Origin of the sequence: Aeromonas sp. 1805 (assembly GCF_013085525.1) — a bacterium.
Lineage (GTDB): Bacteria > Pseudomonadota > Gammaproteobacteria > Enterobacterales > Aeromonadaceae > Aeromonas > Aeromonas hydrophila.
Genome location: NZ_CP038515.1, coordinates 1781991 through 1802737, shown reverse-complemented (window position 1 = coordinate 1802737; position 20747 = coordinate 1781991). Strand labels below are relative to the sequence as shown.

Genomic DNA, 20747 nt, shown 5'->3' with positions numbered 1-20747 from the left:
TGCTTGATGGGAACCAGCGCGGGACTACTGGCCCGGCCGCTTCACCGGCTGCACCACGTAGTGGCCGAGGAACTCGGCCGCCAGCTTGTCGCCGCTGAACAGCTTGATCTTGAGGCTGAACTTGGCAGATTCGCCGCCCTTGAGCGGCTCGAGCACGGCGGGCATGCCTTCGCGCGCCACCCGCGCCTCCGGCTCCTCCTTGACCGGCCGGTAGTACTTGATGTTGCCCTCCGCCAGCACCGTATCCCCCACCAGCCCCGCCTCCTTGAGCTGCAGCCAGATCAGGCCCCAGCCCGCCAGCACGCACTGGCTGTAGATGCTGCCGGCGAACATGGTGTCATGCACGTTGAGATTGGCCGCCAGATTGGCCTTGAGGTGGAAGGTCTGGCCGTCGTAGTGGGTGATGTGCACCCCCATCTTCTCGCTGATGGGAATGCCGCGTGACCAGCGGGTGGTGAGATCCTGGCACCACTCCGACCGGTACTGGATGGTCTGCAGCGGACTCAGGGACTTGATCATCTGGCGGTGCGGAATGCGGCCGAAGGAGACAGGGCCTTCCCCCACCTCCAGGAAGCCGCACTTGCGGTAGAACTCCACCGCCTCCTGGCGAGCATTCATCACCAGCCGCTTCACCTTCTCGCTGCGGGCCAGCTGTTCGAGATCTTCCACCATGCGGGCACCCAGCCCCTGACCGCGAAATTCGGGGCGCAGCGCCATGAAGCGGATCTGGGCCTCGTCACCGCCGACAAACAGCCGCCCCACCGCGATGGGCGTACCGTCGGGGGCCAGCATCAGCCGGTGAATGGCGACGGTATCGTATTCATCCCGCTCGGAACCGACGGGCAGATTGAAGGGTTTACGCAGTAGTTCCCAGCGTAACTGGTAGTAAGCGTCCAGCTCGGCTGCCGTCTGGGGGGTGACCACCCGGTACATAGTTCCATCCTTGAGTTACACTGGTCGAAAACCATCTTGCCGTGCAAATTCATGGACTTCAATCTGCAAGCGTACCAAGCCGACCACTTATTGCACCTCAGCGCCAAGCCCCAGCGCCGGCTCACCGTGCAGGAAAATGCCCATCATCGCTGGCTGGAGATCGATGGCGTGGTGCAGTCGGCCATGTCCCTGGCCGAACCCGCCACCCTCTGCCTGCCACATCAGCAGGTGATCGCCTGTCTGCTGCCCGAGCAGGCCGGCAGCATCCTCGAGCTGGGGCTGGGGGGCGGCGATCTCACCCGCCATCTGCACCAGCGCTGGCCCAATGCCCGTCACGAGTGCGTCGATCTCGATGAAGAGGTGATCACCCTCTATCAGCAGTTCTTTCAGCCCGACCACCACCCGCAGCGTACGCCAACCCTGCACCAGGCTGATGCCCTCGCCTTTCTGGAGCAGAGCGAGGCGCAGTACGACATCATCCTGCTCGACCTGTTCAGCCAGGACGGCAATCCGCCGCTGCTGTTCCAGGAGCGGATCTATCAGGCGCTGGCCCCCCGCCTGAACGGTGAGCTCATCATCAACCTGCTGCCGCGCACCCGCCTCGAGCTGACTCGGGTGCTGATGCTGCTGGAGCAGTGGGTCGGCCCCACCACCCCCTACCCGGTGCCGGGGCTGCGCAACGTCCTGCTGCACACGGCCCCCCGCTACGAGCTGACGTCAGATCTGTAGCCAGAAGGTGACCGGACCGTCGTTGACCAGCGCCACCTTCATGTCGGCGGCAAAGCGGCCGGTGGCGGTCGGTATGCCGCTGGCGGTTGCCTGCGCCACGAAGTAGTCGTACAGCCGCTCGGCCTCGACCGGATGGGCGCCGCCGGAGAAGCTGGGCCTCATCCCCTTGTTGGTATCCGCCGCCAGGGTGAACTGGGAGACCACCAGCAGGCTGCCGCCGGCCTGGCTTACGTTGAGGTTCATCTTGCCATTCTCATCGGAGAAGATGCGGTAACCGCTCACCTTGTGCAGCAGCTTGTCAGCCTTGGCCTCGTCATCCCCCTGCTCCACCCCGAGCAGCACCAGCAGCCCCTGGCCGATAGCCCCGGTCACCTCGCCCTCTACCGTTACGCTGGCCTCGCTGACCCGCTGAATCAGTGCAATCACATCCCTCTCCTCTCAAAACGAAACGACCGCCCCTATCTGCTGACGGGGGCGGTCGTCGATGCTAACAGCAAGGGGCCGGGTCAGGCCAACTCATCGGCACCCGGTCGCTCATATTCGCCGAGGCAGGCGGTGGTTTCCGCGCCAAGCAAGACCACCAACCAGCTCAGGTAGACCCATACAAACAGGATGGGGATGGTCGCCAGCGCGCCATAGATGGCCTGATAGGAGGGGAAGTTGGTGATGTAGATGGCAAAACCGCGCTTGGCCAGCTCGAACAGGGTGGCCGCCACCAGGGCCCCGATGAAGGCGTGCATCAGCCGCACCTTGCAGTTGGGCACCACGGTATAGACCAGCAGGAAAGTCAGTACCGAGAACAGGAACGGCAGGCCGCGCAGCAACAGATAGCCGATGCCGAACAGGCTCTCGGCCCCGAACAGCCGCAGCGAGAAAATGTAGGAGGAGATGGCGATGCTGGCCCCGATGAGCACCGGGCCCAGGGTCAGGATCATCCAGTACATGGCGAATGCCTGGGCCAGCGGCCGGCTCTGGGTGGAGCGCCAGATGTAGTTGAGGTTCTTGTCGATGGCCGAGATCAACATCAGCGCCACCACGATCAGGGCGCCGATGCCGACTGCCGTGGTGTTGGTGGCGTTGGCCACGAAGCCGTCGATGTACTCCTTGAGCATCTCGCCGGCGGTGGGCACGAAGTTGTGATAGACGAACTGCTCCATCGCCTGCTTCAGGCTCTGGAATACCGGAAAGGCCGACATCATGCCGAATACCACGGCGATCATGGGCACCAGAGAGAGCAGGGTCACATAGGCCAGATAGCCGGCGGTGACCGTCAGCCTGTCCTGCTGGAAACGGCCCCAGACGAACTGGGCAAAGTGGCCGCCATCGTGGCGTAAAAAAGAGAGGGCATGGCCAAGACGGCCGCCGAATTTCTGCTGCATTATCGCTCCCAACGTCTTCATAGTGCAGACATTGTGTCAGATAGCATGGTCATTTGACCACCCATGGGCCAGCCGGGTGCGACTCGCACCGGCACCTGCAGCCGCCTGCCCGCGGCGAGCAGGCATAAAAAAAGAGGCCCGAAGGCCTCTCTCTGTCTGTCGATGAACAGATATCAAGCACGACCGGCGCGCTTGCGATCCATCTCGGTCAGCAGTTTCTTGCGGATACGAATGCTCTTCGGAGTGACTTCAACCAGTTCGTCGTTGTCGATGAACTCCAGAGCCTGTTCCAGCGACATGCGGATCGGCGGAGTCAGCACCTGGGCTTCGTCGGTACCGGAGGCACGCATGTTGGTCAGCTGCTTGCCCTTCAGGCAGTTCACGGTAAGGTCGTTGGAACGGGAGTGAATACCGATCACCTGGCCTTCGTACACTTCGGTCGCGTGACCGATGAACAGACGACCGCGGTCTTGCAGACCGAACAGGGCATAGGTCAGCGCCTTGCCGGTAGCGTTGGAGATCAGCACGCCGTTCTGACGCTCGCCGATGCTGCCACCCTTGTGCGGACCGTAGTGGTCGAAGGTGTGGTACAGCAGACCGGTACCGGAGGTCAGGGTCATGAACTCGGTCTGGAAACCGATCAGGCCACGGCTCGGGATCATGAAGTCCAGGCGAACACGGCCTTTGCCATCCGGGGTCATGTTGGTCATCTCGCCCTTGCGCAGGCCGAGTTGCTCCATCACGGAACCCTGGTGTGCTTCTTCCACGTCCACAGTTACGGTTTCGAACGGTTCTTGCAGAACGCCGTCTACGGTGCGCAGGATAACTTCCGGACGGGATACCGCCAGCTCGTAACCTTCGCGACGCATGTTTTCGATCAGGATGGACAGGTGCAGTTCACCACGGCCGGAGACACGGAACTTGTCCGGATCATCGGTCTCTTCCACGCGCAGGGCCACGTTGTGGACCAGCTCCTGGTTCAGACGCTCCAGGATGTTGCGGGAGGTCACGAACTTGCCCTCTTTGCCGGCGAACGGTGAGGTGTTGACCTGGAAGGTCATGTTCACGGTCGGCTCGTCAACGGAGAGCGGCGGCAGCGCTTCAACGGCGCCGTTGTCACAGATGGTGTCGGAGATCTTCAGCTCGCCCAGACCGGTGATGGCAATGATGTCGCCAGCTTGCGCATCGGCCACTTCGGTACGGGACAGACCCAGATAACCCAGCACCTGACCGACCTTGCCGGTACGGGACTTGCCGTCGGCACCGACGATGGTGACCTGCTGGTTGGTCTTGACGCGACCACGGGTGATGCGGCCGATACCGATGACGCCAACATAGGAGTTGTAGTCCAGCTGGGAGATCTGCATCTGGAAACCACCGTCGGCATCAGCCTTGGGCGCTTCCACGTTGTCGACGATGGCCTGGAACAGGGGTTCCATGTTATCGGACTCAACGTCCTGATCCATGGTGGCCCAACCGTTCAGTGCAGAGGCGTAAACAACTTTGAAGTCCAGTTGTTCGTCGGTGGCACCCAGGTTGTCGAACAGATCGAATACCTGATCCATTACCCAGTCAGGACGAGCACCCGGACGGTCGATCTTGTTGATGACCACGATCGGCTTCAGACCCTGGGCGAATGCCTTCTGGGTCACGAAACGGGTTTGCGGCATCGGGCCGTCAACGGCGTCAACCAGCAGCAGCACGGAGTCAACCATGGACAGTACGCGCTCTACCTCACCACCGAAGTCGGCGTGACCCGGGGTATCAACGATGTTGATGCGGTAGTCGTTCCAGCGGATCGCAGTGTTCTTGGCGAGAATGGTGATGCCACGTTCCCGTTCCAGATCATTGGAGTCCATGATCCGTTCCTGGCCTTCCGTGGAGCGGTCCAGGGTGCCGGACTGCTGCAGCAGCTTATCAACCAGAGTCGTTTTGCCGTGGTCAACGTGCGCAATAATCGCAATATTGCGTAAATTCTCTAACATTCTCGCCTCAATCACCGGGTAAAATTGGGCGCTAATTGTACTCTCGCCTTTGTGATCTGCCTAGCAGAATTGCAGTACATTCGCGCACAACAGGGGATCAGGATCATAGACCTTCCGATCAAAGCCTGCTTAGATGGGGGCTGACCGTATAACGCGCACCATTTTAGTGCACCAAAACGATCCATGGATGCACTACTTTGAGGCGTAACGCGCTGAGATGGCGGATCTCAGGGCTGGCTGATAGCCCCAAATGCCCTGAAATCAAGCTGTCACAAACTTGGCACGATACTGGCTTATGTGAATGTGATGACGCATTCACCCTAAGAGTTTTAACACCGGAGGTTACTTAGCATGTCAGCCCAGAACGTTTTGGCCCTGATCCAGGAACACGAAGTCAAGTTTGTCGACCTGCGCTTTACCGACACCAAGGGTAAAGAGCAGCACGTATCCATCCCTTCCCATCAGGTTGACGAAGATTTCTTCGAAGACGGCAAGATGTTCGATGGTTCCTCCATCGGCGGCTGGAAGGGCATCAACGAGTCAGACATGGTGCTGATGCCGGATGCGGCCTCCGCCAAACTGGATCCGTTCACCGAAGAGACCACCCTGAACATCGTCTGTGACGTGCTGGAACCGGCCACCATGCAGGGCTACGACCGCGATCCGCGCTCCATCGCCAAGCGTGCCGAAGACTTCCTGAAGTCCAGCGGCATCGCCGACACCGTGCTGTTCGGGCCGGAGCCGGAATTCTTCATGTTCGACAACATCACCTTCTCGAACACCATGGGCCACAGCTTCGTGAAGATCGAATCCGAAGAAGCCGCCTGGAACTCCGGTACCGATTACGAGCACGGCAACAAGGGTCACCGTCCTTTCGTCAAGGGTGGCTACTTCCCGGTTGCACCGGTTGACTCCTCCCAGGACATCCGTGCCGCCATGTGTCTGGTGCTGGAAGAGATGGGCCAGGTCGTTGAAGCTCACCACCACGAAGTGGCGACTGCCGGTCAGAACGAGATCGCGACCCGTTTCAACACCCTCACCCTGAAAGCGGATGAAGTGCAGGTGCTGAAGTACGTGATCCACAACGTGGCCCACGCCTACAACAAGACCGTCACCTTCATGCCGAAACCCATGTTCGGTGACAACGGCTCCGGCATGCACTGCCACCAGTCCCTGGCCAAGAACGGCGTCAACCTGTTCGCCGGCGACCTGTACGGCGGTCTGTCCGAGATGGCGCTGCACTACATCGGCGGCATCATCAAGCACGCCAAGGCCATCAACGCCTTCGCCAACCCGACCACCAACTCCTACAAGCGTCTGGTACCGGGTTATGAAGCACCGGTCATGCTGGCCTACTCTGCCCGCAACCGCTCTGCCTCCATCCGTATCCCGGTCGTGCCGAGCCCGAAAGCTCGCCGCATCGAAGTCCGCTTCCCGGATCCGGCTGCCAACCCGTACCTGGCCTTCGCAGCTCAACTGATGGCCGGTCTGGACGGCATCATCAACAAGATCCACCCGGGCGATGCCATGGACAAGAACTTGTATGACCTGCCGCCGGAAGAAGCAGCCGAAGTGCCGACCGTGGCCGGCTCTCTGGACGAAGCCCTGGCCGCGCTGGATGCGGATCGCGAGTTCCTGACCCGCGGCGGCGTATTCAGCGACGACTTCATCAACTCCTACCTGGAGCTGAAGCAGCAGGACGTTGACCGCGTGCGCATGACCCCGCACCCGCTGGAGTTCGAACTGTACTACTCCGTTTAATCCGGAACCCAGCTCAGAACTTGACCAAACCCGCCGACAGGCGGGTTTTTTCTCTGATAGGATTAAGCAAAATCCCGTCAAGGAGAGATGGATGAAAAACACCAACCCAGTATGGATGCTGAGCCTGTTGCTGCTGGCCGCCACCGGCGCCCAGGCTGCCAAGGTATACTCCTGGACCGACAGCCAGGGGGTCGTTCACTACACGGATGCCCCTCCTCCCGGCCAGAAAGCCAAGGAGGTCGATCTGCGCGTCGCCCCCTTCATCGGCAGTTCACCCCGCTCGGTGCAAGTTGACAACTTCAACAGCCTGACCGGCGTCGACGCCAAGAAAGAGAAGGAAGCGGCCAAGCTGGTGATCGAACTGCTCTCCCCGGAACAGGGCAGCACCCTGCGCGACAACACCGGCAACGTGGTGTTTCAGGGTCAGATCAGCCCCCAACCGCCGACCCAGTACGATGTGCGCCTGACCCTGGACGGCAAGGCGGCCCCCATCGTTAAAAACTCGCTCGCCATTCGGGTCGAAAACCTCGATCGCGGTGCCCATGAGGCCCAGCTCGAGCTGCTCGCCAAAGACGGTACGATCCTTGCTAAATCCAAGCCAGTCACCTTCTACCTGCACCGGGCCAGCATCGATCCTGCACCCAAAGTGACCCCCCTCAACAACAAGGGGTGATCCTGTGCCTCGATACGGGTAGACTAAATGCACCACATTGGTGCATTGCTGGTGTATAGCACCGTTTTAGGGAGAAACCTGTGCCAACCCGCCCGGATCAAGCCAAGATACTGCTCGATAACTTGCTGACCGCCGTCATTCTGATGGATGAACGGCTCTGCATCCAGTTCGTCAACCCCGCCGCCGAGCAGCTGCTCTCCCTCAGTCAGCGCCGGCTGATCGGTATCGAACTGCCCCACCTGCTGGAGCATATCTCTCTCGATCTGCAGAGGCTAAAGCAGTGCCTCAGCTCGGGGCAGGGCTTCACCGATAGCGAAGTGACCCTGGTGGTGGAAGGAGAGCCCAGACTGGTGGAGATGAGCGTCAGCCCGCTGGCCGATCATGAGCAACGGCTGATGGTGGTGGAGCTGCGCAAGATCGACCAGCAGAAGAAGATCAGCCAGGAGCTGCAGCAGCATGCCCAACAGCAGGCGGCCAAGGAGCTGGTGCGCGGCCTGGCCCACGAGATCAAGAATCCCCTCGGCGGTCTGCGCGGCGCGGCCCAGCTGCTGCAAAAGGAGCTGCCCGACCCCGCCCTGCGCGAATATACCGGCATCATCATCGAACAGGCCGACCGGCTGCGGGTGCTGGTCGATCGGTTGCTCGGTCCCCAGCGCCCGGGTCGTCACCAGATGCACAACGTCCACTCGGTACTGGAGCAGGTGCGTCGGCTGGTAGAGCTGGAGCTGCCACCGACGGTGCGCATCGAGCGGGATTACGATCCCAGCATCCCGGAGTTCGAGATGGAGCCGGACCAGCTGCAGCAGGCCTTCCTCAATATGGTGCGCAACGCCGCCGAGGCCATCGGCGAGCAGACCGGCCTCATCCGCATCAAGACCCGCACCGCGTTCCAGATCACTATCCACGGCCAGCGCTACCGGCTGGCGGCCGAGATCAAGATCATCGACAACGGCCCCGGCATCCCGGACGCCATCCGCGACACCCTCTTCTATCCGATGATCACCGGCAAGGAGGGGGGCACCGGGCTCGGCCTCTCCATCGCCCAGAACCTGATCGATCAGCACAAGGGGCGGATCGACTGCATCAGCTGGCCCGGCCACACCGAATTCACCATCTTTCTACCGCTTCGCAAATAAGGGAACGTCATGACAGCAAAAGTGTGGATCGTCGATGACGACAGTTCTATCCGCTGGGTGCTGGAGCGCACCCTCGGCAGTGAAGGTTTCGAGTGCGAGAGCTTCGCCGATGGCGAGGCGCTGCTGAGCTCGCTGGAGATGCGCTCACCGGACGTGATCCTCTCCGACATCCGCATGCCCGGCATCGACGGCCTCAGCCTGCTTGAGCAGATCCATCGCCGCCAGGCCGACCTGCCCATCATCATCATGACCGCCCACTCGGATCTCGACAGCGCGGTCAATGCCTACCAGCGCGGTGCCTTCGAATACCTGCCCAAGCCATTCGACATCGACGAGGCGGTCACCCTGGTGCGCCGCGCCGAGAATCACCTCAAGGAGCAACGCACCAAACGCAAGGCACGCCAGCAGGATCCGGCCAGCAGCCCGGAGATCATTGGCGAGGCACCGGCGATGCAGGAGGTGTTCCGGGCCATCGGCCGGCTGTCGCGCTCCAGCATCTCGGTACTGATCAACGGCCAGAGCGGTACCGGCAAGGAGCTGGTCGCCCACGCCCTGCACAAGCACAGCCCGCGCGCCCACAAGAACTTCATCGCCCTCAACATGGCCGCCATCCCGAAAGATCTCATCGAATCGGAACTGTTCGGCCATGAGAAGGGAGCCTTCACCGGCGCCAACAACATTCGCCACGGCCGCTTCGAACAGGCCGACGGCGGCACCCTGTTTCTCGACGAGATCGGCGACATGCCGCTGGATGTGCAGACCCGGCTGCTGCGGGTACTGGCCGACGGCCAGTTCTACCGGGTCGGCGGCCATCAGCCGGTGCAGGTGGATGTGCGGATCATCGCTGCCACCCACCAGAATCTGGAGAAGCGGGTGGCCGACGGCGAATTTCGGGAAGACCTGTTCCACCGCCTCAATGTCATCCGGATCCACATTCCCGCCCTCAAGGAGCGGCGTGAGGACATTCCCCAGCTGGCCCAGCACTTCCTGCTGCGGGCAGCCAAGGAGCTGAACGTGGAGGCCAAGAGCCTGCATCCGGATACCCAAGCCTACATCAGCCGCCTGCCCTGGCCGGGCAACGTGCGCCAGCTGGAGAACGTCTGCCGCTGGCTCACCGTAATGGCCTCGGGCCAGGAGGTGCTGGTGAGCGATCTGCCCACCGAGCTGCTGACCCCCATCACCAGCACCGCCGAACCGGGTCAACCTGCCCTGTCCGGCGGCTGGCAGCAGCAGTTGCAGGATTGGGTCGCCGCCAAGCTGGCGCTGGGGGAGACCGACATCCTGGCCGATGCCCTGCCCCAGTTCGAGCGGATCATGCTGGAAACCGCGCTGGACCATACCCATGGTCACAAACAGGAGGCGGCACGGCTGCTGGGTTGGGGGCGCAACACCCTCACCCGCAAGCTGAAGGAGCTCGACCTCTCCTGAGTCCTTGGGAAAAACGATTCCCATCACGCCTTGGCAAATCACCGACCAATAAGACCCCGTTTGATTTCAAACGGGGTATCTTTTTTGAGATCCCTGCCTAGAATGGCAGGCTTTCACACCCGACTCGAAGAAGGCGCCATCATGATTGACAGATCTCTTCCCCTGACCGACCTGCACCGCCATCTGGACGGCAACATCCGCCCGCAGACCATCCTCGAGCTGGGCCGTCAGCACAACATTCAACTGCCCGCCTTCGAGCTGGAAGCGCTGCGCCCCCATGTGCAGATCGTCGAGAATGAACCGAGCCTGGTCGCCTTCCTCAAGAAGCTGGACTGGGGTGTGGCCGTGCTGGCCGATTACGACGCCTGCCGCCGGGTCGCCTACGAAAACGTGGAAGATCTGCTGCGCGCCGGTATCGACTATGCCGAACTGCGTTTCAGCCCGGCCTACATGGCGATGGCCCACAAGCTGCACCCGCAGGGCGTGGTCGAGGCCATCATCGACGGCGTGGCGGCTGGCAGCCGCGACTTCGGCATCAAGACCAATCTGATCGGCATCATGAGCCGCACCTTCGGCACCGAGCAGTGCCAGCAAGAACTGGATGCCTGCCTGGCCCATCGCGATCGGCTGGTTGCCATCGATCTGGCCGGCGATGAGCTGGGCTTCCCGGGTGAGCTGTTCACCGACCACTTCCGCCGGGTGCGTGATGCGGGCATGCGCGTCACCGTGCACGCCGGTGAAGCCGCCGGCCCCGAGAGCATGTGGCAGGCCATTCGCGAGCTGGGTGCCGAACGTATCGGCCACGGCGTCAAAGCCGTTCAGGATCCGGCCCTGATGGCCTATCTGGCCGAGCACCGCATCGGCATCGAGTCCTGCCTCACCTCCAACGTTCAGACCACCACGGTGGCGAGCCTGACCGAGCACCCGATCCGCCAGTTCCTGGCCGCCGGCGTGCTGGCTTGCCTCAACACTGACGACCCGGCGGTAGAAGGCATCGACCTGCCCCACGAATACGAGGTGGCGGCCCCGGCTGCCGGCATGACGGTGAGTGAGATCCGCGCCGCCCAGCAGAACGGCCTGACCCTGGCCTTCCTGAGCGAGACCGAAAAGGCCGAGCTGAGTACCCGCGCAGCCCAGCGTTGATACAGCCAAGCCCAATAAAAAAACCGCCTCTCGGCGGTTTTTTTATTTTCCAACAGCATCGACCGGCTTAGATCACCCGGGAGAACTGCTGCTGGCGCGCCTTGTTGCGCAGGTAGACATCGAAGCACATGCAGATGTTGCGGATCAGCAGCTGACCGGTGGAGACCACCTCCAGCCCCTCTTCGGTCATCCGCACCAGGCCGTCATCGATGAAGGTCTGCAGCAGTTTGAGATCCTCCGCGAAGTACTCCCTGAACACCAGACCATGGGCCTGCTCGACGGCCGCAAAGTTCAGGCGAAAATCGCAGATGAGGCGCTTGATCACCTCGCGGCGGATCAGGTCGTCCTGATTGAGAGAACACCCCTTCCACTGGGCATGCCCCAGCGTTTCCACCTGACCATAGTAGGCCTTGAGCTCTTTCTGGTTCTGGGAATAGGCATCGCCGATCATGCTTATGGAGGAGACCCCCAGCCCCAGCAGATCGCAATCCCCCTGGGTGGTATAGCCCTGGAAGTTGCGGTGCAGCTTGCCCTCACGCTGGGCCACTGCCAGCTCGTCGTCCGGCTTGGCGAAGTGATCCATGCCGATGAACTGATAACCACGGCCGATCAGGAAGGCGATGGTGTCCTGCAGCATGGCCAGTTTTTCCTGCGGCGCCGGCATATCCGCCTCTTTCAGCTTGTGCTGGGCGGCAAAACGGCTCGGCAGATGGGCATAGTTGAAGATGGAGAGGCGGGCCGGGTCGGTCTTAAGCACCTCTTCCAGGGTGTGATGGAAGCTCTCCCGGTTCTGGTGCGGCAAGCCGTAGATGAGATCCAGGTTGGTGGAACGAAAGCCCAGTTCGCGGGCCCGCTCCAGCATGGCGCGGATGAAGTCGTTGTCCTGCTCGCGGTTGACCGCGACCTGGACCTCCTTGTTGAAGTCCTGCACGCCGAGGCTGATGCGGTTGAAGCCGATCTCCCGCAGTACGTCCAGCATGGAGAGCTCGATCTCGCGCGGATCCACCTCGATGCTGATTTCGCCCTCTTCGGCGAAGTGGAAATGCTCCCGCAACATGGCCATCAGTCGGCGAGTCTGGGGTTCATCCAGATAGGTGGGCGTGCCGCCGCCCCAGTGCAGCTGGGTCACCAGCCGCTGCTTGAACAGCGGGGCCTGCGCCTTGATCTCCTGCTCGAGAAAATCGAGGTACTGATCGGCCTTGTGGCGGTGACGGGTGATCACCTTGTTGCAGCCGCAGTAGTAGCAGAGCTTGTGACAGAAGGGGATATGCACGTAGAGCGACAGGTTGCGCGCCGGATACTGGCTCGCTGCCTGGACGAAGTCCGGATAACCGAAACCCTCGTTGAACTCCAGCGCAGTGGGATAGGAGGTGTAACGCGGACCGCTGTAGTTATACTTCTCGATCAGGGCCTGATCCCACACAATCTGTTCTGCTTGCACGCTTGCTTCCTCTTTTTTGTTATCGGCTCACCGGCTTAACTGAAAATCCTTCAGTCTGGCCACATCCTCAAGGATCTGCGCCTCCAGCTCGGCCTCATAGCCACTGCGTTCGAGATCCATCTTCATGACTTCATTGCGTTTGAGGGCCCGTCTCGCCTCATGAGTCGGCATCTCCTTCACCTTCTCGTAGAGACCGTACAAACCCGGAAATTCGCCGGCAAAGGCGCGACCGCCCTTGATCTGCAACGCATCCAGCAGATTGGTCAGCCGGATGGCGCCCTCGGAGTAGTCACACTGACCATCCCGTACCGCATGGGCAATCATCCTGACACTCTCGAGGATCCGCTCATTGCGGGCCGCGATAGCCTGCTGCTGGCTGTCGTGCTGGCGCTTGAGACGCGCCAGCAGGGTACCGGCATACCAGGCCAGTCCCAACAAAATCAGGCCGCCCAACAAGGCGGCCAGCATCCATCCACTCATCACTTTTTCTTCGGCTCAGGCTTGGGCTCTGGCTGATAGTCGACCTGGGTGAAACGATCCCACAGCTCCTCTTCGGAGGCGGGCTGGCCCGGCTCGTCAAAGTCGGCCTCATCAAAGTCAGCTTCGTCTTCGTCATCATCGGTGTCGATGATGCCAAGCTCGTCCATCAGCTCCTGATAGCGGTCAACCCGCTGATCGACCCAGGCCTGCTCGGTTGCTTCCAGGGTCTCACCGGCATCGAGCCGATCCAGCAGGTCATTCAGGCGATCATCATTCTCGATGGAGGCCAGCTCCTGCTCCGGCGTCATCACCAGCTTCTTCTCTTTGAGCTGCTTGGGCGCGACCGGCTTGCTGCTCTTCTCTTCCACGATCAGGGCAACCGGCTTGCGGGAACCGATGCGCGGATCCTTGGCCTGTTTGCTTCCACTCTTCTTGCCGGCCTGCTCGACCTGCTGGCGGGATCCTGCCTTCAAGCCCTTGCGCTTGGCGGCGCGTTTGCGCTCACGGCCTTCCTGGGCACTGGCATCTGATTCTTTGCGCTTACCGGCAGGTTTGCGATTGGGTTGTTTAGCCGACATGAATGAATGACTCCGACAAATAACTGGATTGAAACCCGTTTCCGGTTCGAAAGGGTCCGGAAGAGGATGCTGACACGGGGGACGATGGATTAGAAACAGAGCGGGATCCCGCACCAATCCGGCCATAAATGGCCTTCGAATACCGCAGGATCGGCATCCTCTGGGCATGTTGCTGGTATTTTGACACAGAATGACCAAGCGGGTTAATGACCCAAAAGAAAAAAGGCAGCCGAAGCTGCCTTGATATGTTTATGCGAGTCCCATCCCTGGCTGCAAATCACCCTGTCCGTGGTGATACTTCTGCGCATCATATCTTGTGTATGGTCATCCTGACCTTAATTGGTCGATCCTGAATGTGCGTGTGCTTGCCTGACCCATGCAGACGACGTCCGGCCATCTTCTGGGGTGGTTGCTTCCCGCAGCCCCGCTCTTCCTGAACGGTCACCATCCTGGTCTTTCAATCCATTGCCTGCCACTCACGTGGCCCTTGGCATCCAGCCTCATCGACATCCTGTCTTCACGACATCCCGGTCGTGAACCGCCGCGTGGGTCATTCCATGCATCCACTGTATCAATTTAATAAAGTCACTCAATCCATCAGGAACGTTTTCAAACGGAGATAAACGACTTATTGTCATTTAACATATTGAAATTAATGAATTACTAAGCATTTTTCTAAAAATGTTTAAGCCCTGGCCAGGCTGATGAATGGGAGATCTCTTACAACAATGCGAGAAAAAATTGGCCAAATGGTGTTAAAGGCCGAAAAGAAACGAGGAGCCGGCGGCTCCTCGTCAATATCAATGAGATAATATCATCCAGCTTGATCAGTGCAGACCTGCCACATATTTGGACAGTACTTCGATATCCTGATCGGTCAGCTTCTTGGCAACGTCCCGCATCATGCTGTTCGGGTCGTTGTCACGGGCAGCGGCCCTAAAAGCCGTGAGCTGGGCCTTGATGTAGGCAGGATGCTGGCCGGACAGGCTCGGATACTTGGCCTGCTCGACGCCCGAGCCGCGCGGACCATGACAGGCAGTACAGGCAGCCAGACCACGGCTCATGTCCCCTCCCATGTACAGCGCCTTGCCTGCAGCGACGGCGTCATCGGGTACCGCGAGCGGCGTCACCTTCTGACTGGAGAAGTAAGCTGCCAGGTCTTCCATATCCTGTTCAGACAGAGGAAGCGCCATCGGCCCCATGATGGGAGCAACCCGGCCAGTTTGACCAGAAGCTGCAGCCTTCAGTTCAACTAACTGCTTTTTGATATATGATGCGTGCTGACCAGCAATCTTGGGGTACATATCGACTAGGCTGTTGCCGTCCGGTCCATGACAAGCCGCGCAAACGGCAGCCTTGGTTTGTCCCGCAGCGGCATCGCCCTTGGCTTGTGCCATCCCCGTTACGCCAACCATCAGAGCAAGAGTAATGACTAGGTTCTTCATGGCGTTCCAACTTCTCGTTATTAGGCTTCCAGATCCCATGCCGCTGAAGGCATGTTAAAATAAACGCGTTTAAGCGACGCCATTTTACACGATTTCACAAAAAAGTAACTCTATAACCCTCTATCTCTATGGGGAATTTACGTTGGATACACAAACTCTGAATTTCAATAAGGTGCATTTTGTGACCAGCGCACCCGACATCCGTCACCTGCCAAATGATGGGGGTGTCGAGATTGCGTTTGCCGGCCGTTCCAACGCCGGTAAGTCATCTGCATTGAATACCTTGACCAAGCACAAGAACCTGGCTCGTACCAGTAAGACGCCGGGACGCACCCAGCTGATCAATCTGTTTGAGCTGGAACCGGGCAAGCGTCTGGTCGACCTGCCGGGCTACGGTTATGCGCAGGTTCCGCTGGAAATGAAGCTCAAGTGGCAAAAGTCGCTGGCGGAATATCTGCAGCGTCGTGAGTCATTGAAAGGTCTGGTGATCCTGATGGACATCCGCCATCCGCTCAAAGATACCGATATGAATATGCTGGAGTGGAGCTCTCACCGTAAACTGCCGGTCATGCTGCTGCTGACCAAGGCCGACAAGCTGAGCCCAGGTCCGCGCAACAATCAGGTCATCAAGGTACGCCAGGCCGTAGCCGAGCTGGGTCCGCAGATCCAGGTGGAAGCCTTCTCCTCCCTGACCCAGATCGGGGTCGAAAAACTGGCACAGACACTGACTGGCTGGTATCTGGCGGGCGCCGATGAAATGGCTGACGGTGAGCAAGCACAGCTCGAGGAGTAAGCTACGTCCTGTATGCACCACAACCAAACCCTGCAATTGGCGGAGCAGCTCCTCCGCTGATTGAAAGGCTTTCAGTCTGCTTGCCATAACCCCCTCTCGCTAGTGACATCGCCCACTCCCTACGATGAGTTCTTGAAACACCATTTTTATCAATGGGATAAATAGTTAATTCTATATAACAATTAACTTTTCATCCCATTGGCAACGTTTTCAAAAATAGATGCTGGCGGGGGCGCTTCCTCACCAAATAAGTACCAAATTGAAATTTTATTACAAAACAGTCAATGGAAAGGATAAAAATGAGGCCGGTTCTGCAAGCGCAGTACCGGCCTTAAACAATCAGTTCAAAAATTGGGAAGAAGCTAAATCTTGAGAACAAAGACGACTGGCTTTCCTCAAGAAGCCCCTTCATTCTAACAAATATTCGCCAACATTAAAGCATTTACTCTAAATGCAACCCATAAAAAAACACCCCGATGATGACTCACCGGGGTCGCTATTCAGCCACATTCAATTACGTGAAATAAAAGGTCTGAAAGATAGAACATCTTACCTCTGTACCCTACGTTGCTAACTGTATAGCAAAGCAGCAGAAAGTGAAAGTAATTTATGTAATTAAGTTTCAAGAAAAATGAATTACATAAATCATGTTACTTTTCATATAGATAAAAAAATCCCCAGTACGAATACCGGGGAGTTATAAAGGTGACTAGCTAGCACTTCCTCAACTATCTAGTTAGTCAGCACAACTTGGAGCAAGTTCCGTCGCTTTGAGAAAAAACTTGAAAAAAATCAGAGATAGATGGCACCATCTTCTGCAAAGTCTTGTTCCTCAATGAGTTTTTCAGCAATTTCCTCGATGTCAAAACGCACGCTTTCGAAGGCTCGCAGGATGTCTTCCTCTCTCGCGAGGGAGAGCCCGGTCATTTTCTCCAGACGCCGGCGACTGATGTAGCAATCCACCAGCGCCCCCATCTGCTGGGCAGGAAAGTGGATCCGCTGTTCATGCGCTTGCCAGTCGGCCAGCTCGGGAAACAAGATGCCTTGGTTCATAAGGTCCCCAGATTTCGTTGCAGTTCTCTCAATACCTGTTTAGTCCCTGGCCGGATTCCGCGCCACACGGTAAAGGCCTCTGCTGCCTGTTCCACCAACATGCCGAGGCCGTCTACAGTCTGGCGAGCCCCTTTCCCCTTGGCCCAGGCGATAAAGGGGGTATCGGTCGCGCCATACATCATGTCGTAGATGGCGATATCGACATGGATCAGCGCCGGAGGGAGCGGCGGCAGCTCCCCCTGCAGGCTGGCGGAGGTGGAGTTGATGATCAGATCGAAATGGCCGCTCAGCTGTTCATAGGTCTGGGCACTGACCGCCCCCAGATCACGAAACTCGGCAGCCAGCTGCTCCGCCCTGGCGTGTGTACGGTTGGCGATAACCAATACCTCGGGTTGCTCGGCCAGCAGCGGTGCCAGCGCACCGCGCGCCGCGCCACCCGCACCCAGCAGCAGGATCCTGCTGCCGGCCAGTGCTACACCATGCGCCTTGAGATCGGCCACCAACCCGGCACCATCGGTGTTGTCACCCAGCAGTACGCCATCATCGGTCAGCTTGATGGTGTTGACTGCCCCCGCCCGCCGGGCCCGAGGGCTCAGTCGATCGACTAGGGCAAATGCCTGCTCCTTGAAGGGGACGGTGACATTGCATCCCTTGCCACCTTGGGCAAAGAAGGCTCTCAGGCTGGTGGCGAACTCTTCGACGGCAGGCTCGGCCAGACCATATTCCAGCTCCTGCTGGGTTTGTCTGGCAAACAGGGTATGAATAAAGGGAGATTTGCTGTGGCGCACCGGGTGGCCAAAAACCAGATAACGATCCATCAAAGAGTTCCTTCAGAGGGCAATCTCCCGATTTAACGGGTTTTCGCACTCAGGAACAAGCCGAATATCGGCCAATAAGAAGGGGCCATCATGGCCCCTCCGGTCACAACCACTCGCGCGGTTTGAGGTAGTCGCTGTAGAGCAATGCCTCCGGGCTGCCCGCTGGCGGCTGCCAGTCATATTCCCAGCGCGCCAGCGGCGGCATCGACATCAGGATCGACTCGGTACGCCCGCCAGTCTGCAAACCGAACAGGGTGCCACGGTCATACACCAGATTGAACTCCACATAGCGGCCACGACGATAGAGCTGGAATTCCCGCTCCCGTTCGCCATAAGCCAGCGCCTTGCGGCGCTCGACAATCGGCAGGTAGGCATCGAGATAGCCCTTGCCAACCGCCTGCATAAAGGCGAAACAGTCGGCAAACGGCCAGCGATTCAGATCGTCGAAGAAGAGGCCGCCGACACCGCGTGTCTCGTCCCGGTGCTTGAGGAAGAAGTAGCGATCACACCAGGATTTGAACTCGGGATAAATGTCGGAACCGAACGGCTGACAAAGATCGCGGGAGATCTGATGCCAATGCCGCACGTCCTCTTCGAACGGATAAAACGGGGTGAGATCGAAGCCGCCACCAAACCACCAGATCGGCTCCTCCCCCTCTTTCTCGGCGATGAAGAAGCGCACATTGGCGTGGCTGGTCGGCACATACGGATTGTGTGGGTGGATCACCAGCGACACCCCCATTGCCTCAAACCGGCGGCCCGCCAGTTCCGGCCGATGGGCCGTTGCCGAGGCAGGCATGGCATCGCCATGAACGTGGGAGAAGTTGACCCCTCCCTGCTCGATCACCGCACCGTGACGCAGCACGCGAGTGCGGCCACCGCCACCTCCTTCACGAAGCCAGGCATCTTCCACAAAGTGTCCGGTGCCGTCGGCCAGTTCCAGACCACGGCAGATCTCGTCCTGCAACTGCAGCAGGAAGGCCTTGATCTGGGCCACATCCGGTTTGCTCATCTTGTCTCCAGTCAGCCAGGATCGTCGCCTGACCCTATTATTGTGATGTCGCCGGATGGGCTAAGCCGATCCGCATTGCCGCTCTCCGAGCGGTTCAAGAGGGGCGGATGATGGCGCCGGTTCTGGCATCCTTGATCTCGGACGGATTGGCCTGCCCCCCCACTTCGCCGGGCAGGATATAGGCCAGCTGACTCGCCAGCAATTCGCCGATGTCCGCCACCCGGCGGGCAGGCTCCTCACCCGTCAGGTTGGCACTGGTAGAGACCAGCGGCTTGCCAAACGCGCGGCACAAGGCCTGTACCTGCGGATGGGCCGTCACACGCACAGCCAAGGTAGTGAACTGACCGGTCAGCCAGGCCGGGGTATTGCTGCGCGCCGGCATGATCCAGGTGAAGGGGCCAGGCCAGCTCGCTTCCACCCGGGCCAGTTGCTCGCTGGTGAGCTGATCCAGATCGATGTAATCCTGCAACTGAGCCAGATCGGCGGCGATCAGGATCAGCCCCTTCTCCACCGGGCGTTGCTTGATCGCCAGCAGACGGTGTACCGCCGACTCGGAGTCAGGATCACAACCCAGGCCAAATACCGCCTCGGTCGCATAGGCAATCACCCCATCGCGCTGGAGGGCGGCAACTGCAAGTTCAAATTCATTGGGCATAAAAAATGCGACAGCCGGGCTGTCGCCTCATCATTGATTAACATTGAGCCTACGAAACGGCGACCCTGGCCCCCCTCCCTCATCGACCAGCGAGGGGCTGATGGCGAACGGGGTGCTGGTTGCCGTCTCGGAGCTTACTTGAGCAGGGCCTGCAAGGCGGCGTCCTTGGCCAGTACCTCGTCGGCATTTTTCTGGCGTTCTGCCTGCACCTTGGCCGCCAGTTCATCATCCGCCACTGCCAGCATCTGAGCTGCCAGATAGCCTGCATTCTTGGCGCCGGCCTTGCCGATCGCCACGGTCGCCACCGGCACCCCGCCCGGCATCTGCACGGTGGAAAGCAGCGCATCCAGCCCCTTGAGCGGGCCGCCATCGATGGGCACACCGATCACGGGACGAGTCGTGATACCCGCCACGGCGCCTGCCAGGTGAGCGGCGAGACCGGCGGCACAGATAAAGACCTTGCAGCCACGGGCTTCGGCGTCGGTCACATACTGATGAGTCGCAGCCGGTGTACGGTGTGCGGAGGTCACTTTCACTTCTACCGCGATATCGAATGACTTGAGCACCTCGAGGGTGGTCTGCATCACCGGAAAATCAGAATCAGAGCCCATCAATACGGCAACAAAGGGTTTATTCATGGTGGGAATTTCCTTACTCCAAGTGGGGGGTTGAAGTTCGCCGAAAACGTTTCAATTCGCTTGTGGCGGCCGGATTATACCTGCTCGCTCTGGTGGCCGCATTTCTTTTGCGGACAGATCCAGCGCAGTGCTCCCCTCACCTTTTTCTCGACCATGATACCCCAGCCACATTGCGGGCAAGGCATGGGGACCGGCTTGTCATTCACCACATATTTGCAATGGGGGTAGCCGTCACAAGAGTAGAACTGCTTGCCATAGCGGGAGGTTCGGCTGATGAGGTGCCCCTTGCCACACTCCGGGCAGAGGATCTGGGTATCGTCGCTCTCCTGCAGGGATTCGATGTGCTGGCAGGCCGGGTACTGGGTGCAGCCGACAAACAGGCCATAACGCCCCTTCTTGATCGCCAGCGGTTGGCCGCAGTCCGGGCAGGCCGAGCCTTCGAGTACCTTCTCGATGTCACGACCAGACGGGGTCAGGGAGCGGATGTAATCACAGGCAGGATAGGCAGAACAACCGAGGAAGGGACCATGCTTGCCCTGGCGGATCACCAGCTCGGCCCCACACTGCGGGCACGGTTCGCGCTCGAAGGCATGTTCGTGGGCTGAAAAGAGGTGATGATCGATTTTTGACATGGGCCGCGCCTTGAAATCCAGATGACCTGAATTCT

At 59.4% G+C, this 20747-nt stretch carries 21 protein-coding genes; 7 read left to right on the top strand and 14 right to left on the bottom strand.

The window, feature by feature from the left end; translation table 11 throughout:
- Positions 1 to 24: 24 nt before the first annotated feature.
- The gene (locus E5E96_RS08540; RefSeq protein ID WP_171281935.1) at positions 25 to 933 is read right to left on the bottom strand and encodes a bifunctional GNAT family N-acetyltransferase/hotdog fold thioesterase; all 909 of its coding nucleotides are present in this window, start codon (positions 931 to 933) and stop codon (positions 25 to 27) included.
- Positions 934 to 984: 51 nt separating this feature from the next.
- On the opposite strand from E5E96_RS08540, the gene E5E96_RS08535 reads away from it, so the two are divergent.
- Positions 985 to 1662 (top strand): spermidine synthase, encoded by a 678-nt coding sequence (locus E5E96_RS08535; RefSeq protein WP_171281934.1) that lies wholly within the window; start codon positions 985 to 987, stop codon positions 1660 to 1662.
- Here the strand turns inward: E5E96_RS08535 and dtd are convergent.
- The 3 genes from dtd to typA form a co-directional block, all read right to left on the bottom strand.
- The gene (gene dtd / locus E5E96_RS08530) at positions 1651 to 2088 is read right to left on the bottom strand and encodes a D-aminoacyl-tRNA deacylase (protein ID WP_171281933.1); all 438 of its coding nucleotides are present in this window, start codon (positions 2086 to 2088) and stop codon (positions 1651 to 1653) included. The two genes, E5E96_RS08535 and dtd, sit on opposite strands and share 12 nt — an antisense overlap.
- 80 nt (positions 2089 to 2168) lie before the next feature.
- Positions 2169 to 3041 (bottom strand): virulence factor BrkB family protein, encoded by an 873-nt coding sequence (locus E5E96_RS08525; RefSeq protein ID WP_011704286.1) that lies wholly within the window; start codon positions 3039 to 3041, stop codon positions 2169 to 2171.
- 173 nt (positions 3042 to 3214) lie between these two features.
- Positions 3215 to 5026 (bottom strand): translational GTPase TypA, encoded by a 1812-nt coding sequence (typA, locus tag E5E96_RS08520; protein ID WP_011704285.1) that lies wholly within the window; start codon positions 5024 to 5026, stop codon positions 3215 to 3217.
- A gap of 351 nt (positions 5027 to 5377) precedes the next feature.
- Here typA and glnA point away from each other — a divergent pair, with 351 nt between their 5' ends.
- The 5 genes from glnA (at position 5378) to add (ending at position 11167) form a co-directional block, all read left to right on the top strand.
- Positions 5378 to 6787 carry a glutamate--ammonia ligase gene (gene glnA / locus E5E96_RS08515; RefSeq protein WP_011704284.1) on the top strand — a complete coding sequence of 470 codons (1410 nt, stop codon included), beginning with the start codon at positions 5378 to 5380 and terminating at the stop codon, positions 6785 to 6787.
- 91 nt (positions 6788 to 6878) lie between these two features.
- The gene (locus E5E96_RS08510; RefSeq protein WP_171281932.1) at positions 6879 to 7460 is read left to right on the top strand and encodes a DUF4124 domain-containing protein; all 582 of its coding nucleotides are present in this window, start codon (positions 6879 to 6881) and stop codon (positions 7458 to 7460) included.
- An 80-nt stretch (positions 7461 to 7540) separates the two neighbouring features.
- A complete protein-coding gene (gene glnL / locus E5E96_RS08505) occupies positions 7541 to 8596 on the top strand; it encodes a nitrogen regulation protein NR(II) (protein WP_011704282.1) in 1056 nt (351 codons plus the stop codon).
- Positions 8597 to 8605: 9 nt separating this feature from the next.
- Entirely contained in the window at positions 8606 to 10024 is a 1419-nt protein-coding gene (gene glnG, locus E5E96_RS08500; protein ID WP_010635441.1) for a nitrogen regulation protein NR(I), read from the top strand.
- Between the two features lie 141 nt (positions 10025 to 10165).
- Positions 10166 to 11167 (top strand): adenosine deaminase, encoded by a 1002-nt coding sequence (gene add / locus E5E96_RS08495; RefSeq protein WP_171281931.1) that lies wholly within the window; start codon positions 10166 to 10168, stop codon positions 11165 to 11167.
- Between the two features lie 67 nt (positions 11168 to 11234).
- Here add and hemN read toward each other — a convergent pair whose 3' ends face one another.
- The 4 genes from hemN to E5E96_RS08475 form a co-directional block, all read right to left on the bottom strand.
- Positions 11235 to 12608, bottom strand: coding sequence for an oxygen-independent coproporphyrinogen III oxidase (gene hemN / locus E5E96_RS08490; protein WP_171281930.1), 1374 nt, complete (start codon positions 12606 to 12608; stop codon positions 11235 to 11237).
- 27 nt (positions 12609 to 12635) lie between these two features.
- Positions 12636 to 13076 carry a DUF2489 domain-containing protein gene (locus tag E5E96_RS08485; protein WP_171283214.1) on the bottom strand — a complete coding sequence of 147 codons (441 nt, stop codon included), beginning with the start codon at positions 13074 to 13076 and terminating at the stop codon, positions 12636 to 12638.
- Positions 13077 to 13087: 11 nt separating this feature from the next.
- The gene (gene yihI, locus E5E96_RS08480; protein ID WP_171281929.1) at positions 13088 to 13666 is read right to left on the bottom strand and encodes a Der GTPase-activating protein YihI; all 579 of its coding nucleotides are present in this window, start codon (positions 13664 to 13666) and stop codon (positions 13088 to 13090) included.
- An 827-nt stretch (positions 13667 to 14493) separates the two neighbouring features.
- Positions 14494 to 15111 carry a cytochrome c gene (locus E5E96_RS08475; protein WP_016349084.1) on the bottom strand — a complete coding sequence of 206 codons (618 nt, stop codon included), beginning with the start codon at positions 15109 to 15111 and terminating at the stop codon, positions 14494 to 14496.
- Between the two features lie 142 nt (positions 15112 to 15253).
- Here E5E96_RS08475 and yihA point away from each other — a divergent pair, with 142 nt between their 5' ends.
- On the top strand, positions 15254 to 15904 hold the full coding sequence (gene yihA, locus E5E96_RS08470; RefSeq protein WP_017410586.1) for a ribosome biogenesis GTP-binding protein YihA/YsxC: 651 nt from the start codon (positions 15254 to 15256) through the stop codon (positions 15902 to 15904).
- A gap of 792 nt (positions 15905 to 16696) precedes the next feature.
- On the opposite strand, the gene E5E96_RS08465 is transcribed toward yihA, so the two are convergent.
- The 6 genes from E5E96_RS08465 to E5E96_RS08440 form a co-directional block, all read right to left on the bottom strand.
- Positions 16697 to 16957 (bottom strand): DUF1488 domain-containing protein, encoded by a 261-nt coding sequence (locus tag E5E96_RS08465; protein WP_017410585.1) that lies wholly within the window; start codon positions 16955 to 16957, stop codon positions 16697 to 16699.
- On the bottom strand, positions 16954 to 17775 hold the full coding sequence (aroE, locus tag E5E96_RS08460; protein WP_171281928.1) for a shikimate dehydrogenase: 822 nt from the start codon (positions 17773 to 17775) through the stop codon (positions 16954 to 16956). Before aroE ends, E5E96_RS08465 begins: the two co-directional genes overlap by 4 nt.
- Before the next feature lie 103 nt (positions 17776 to 17878).
- The gene (gene hemF / locus E5E96_RS08455; RefSeq protein ID WP_171281927.1) at positions 17879 to 18787 is read right to left on the bottom strand and encodes an oxygen-dependent coproporphyrinogen oxidase; all 909 of its coding nucleotides are present in this window, start codon (positions 18785 to 18787) and stop codon (positions 17879 to 17881) included.
- A gap of 94 nt (positions 18788 to 18881) precedes the next feature.
- Positions 18882 to 19442: a Sua5/YciO/YrdC/YwlC family protein gene (locus E5E96_RS08450; protein WP_011704272.1), complete on the bottom strand. Its 561-nt coding sequence runs from the start codon at positions 19440 to 19442 to the stop codon at positions 18882 to 18884.
- A 134-nt stretch (positions 19443 to 19576) separates the two neighbouring features.
- The gene (purE, locus tag E5E96_RS08445; protein ID WP_011704271.1) at positions 19577 to 20080 is read right to left on the bottom strand and encodes a 5-(carboxyamino)imidazole ribonucleotide mutase; all 504 of its coding nucleotides are present in this window, start codon (positions 20078 to 20080) and stop codon (positions 19577 to 19579) included.
- A gap of 74 nt (positions 20081 to 20154) precedes the next feature.
- A complete protein-coding gene (locus E5E96_RS08440; RefSeq protein ID WP_017410581.1) occupies positions 20155 to 20712 on the bottom strand; it encodes a type I DNA topoisomerase in 558 nt (185 codons plus the stop codon).
- Positions 20713 to 20747 lie beyond the last annotated feature (35 nt).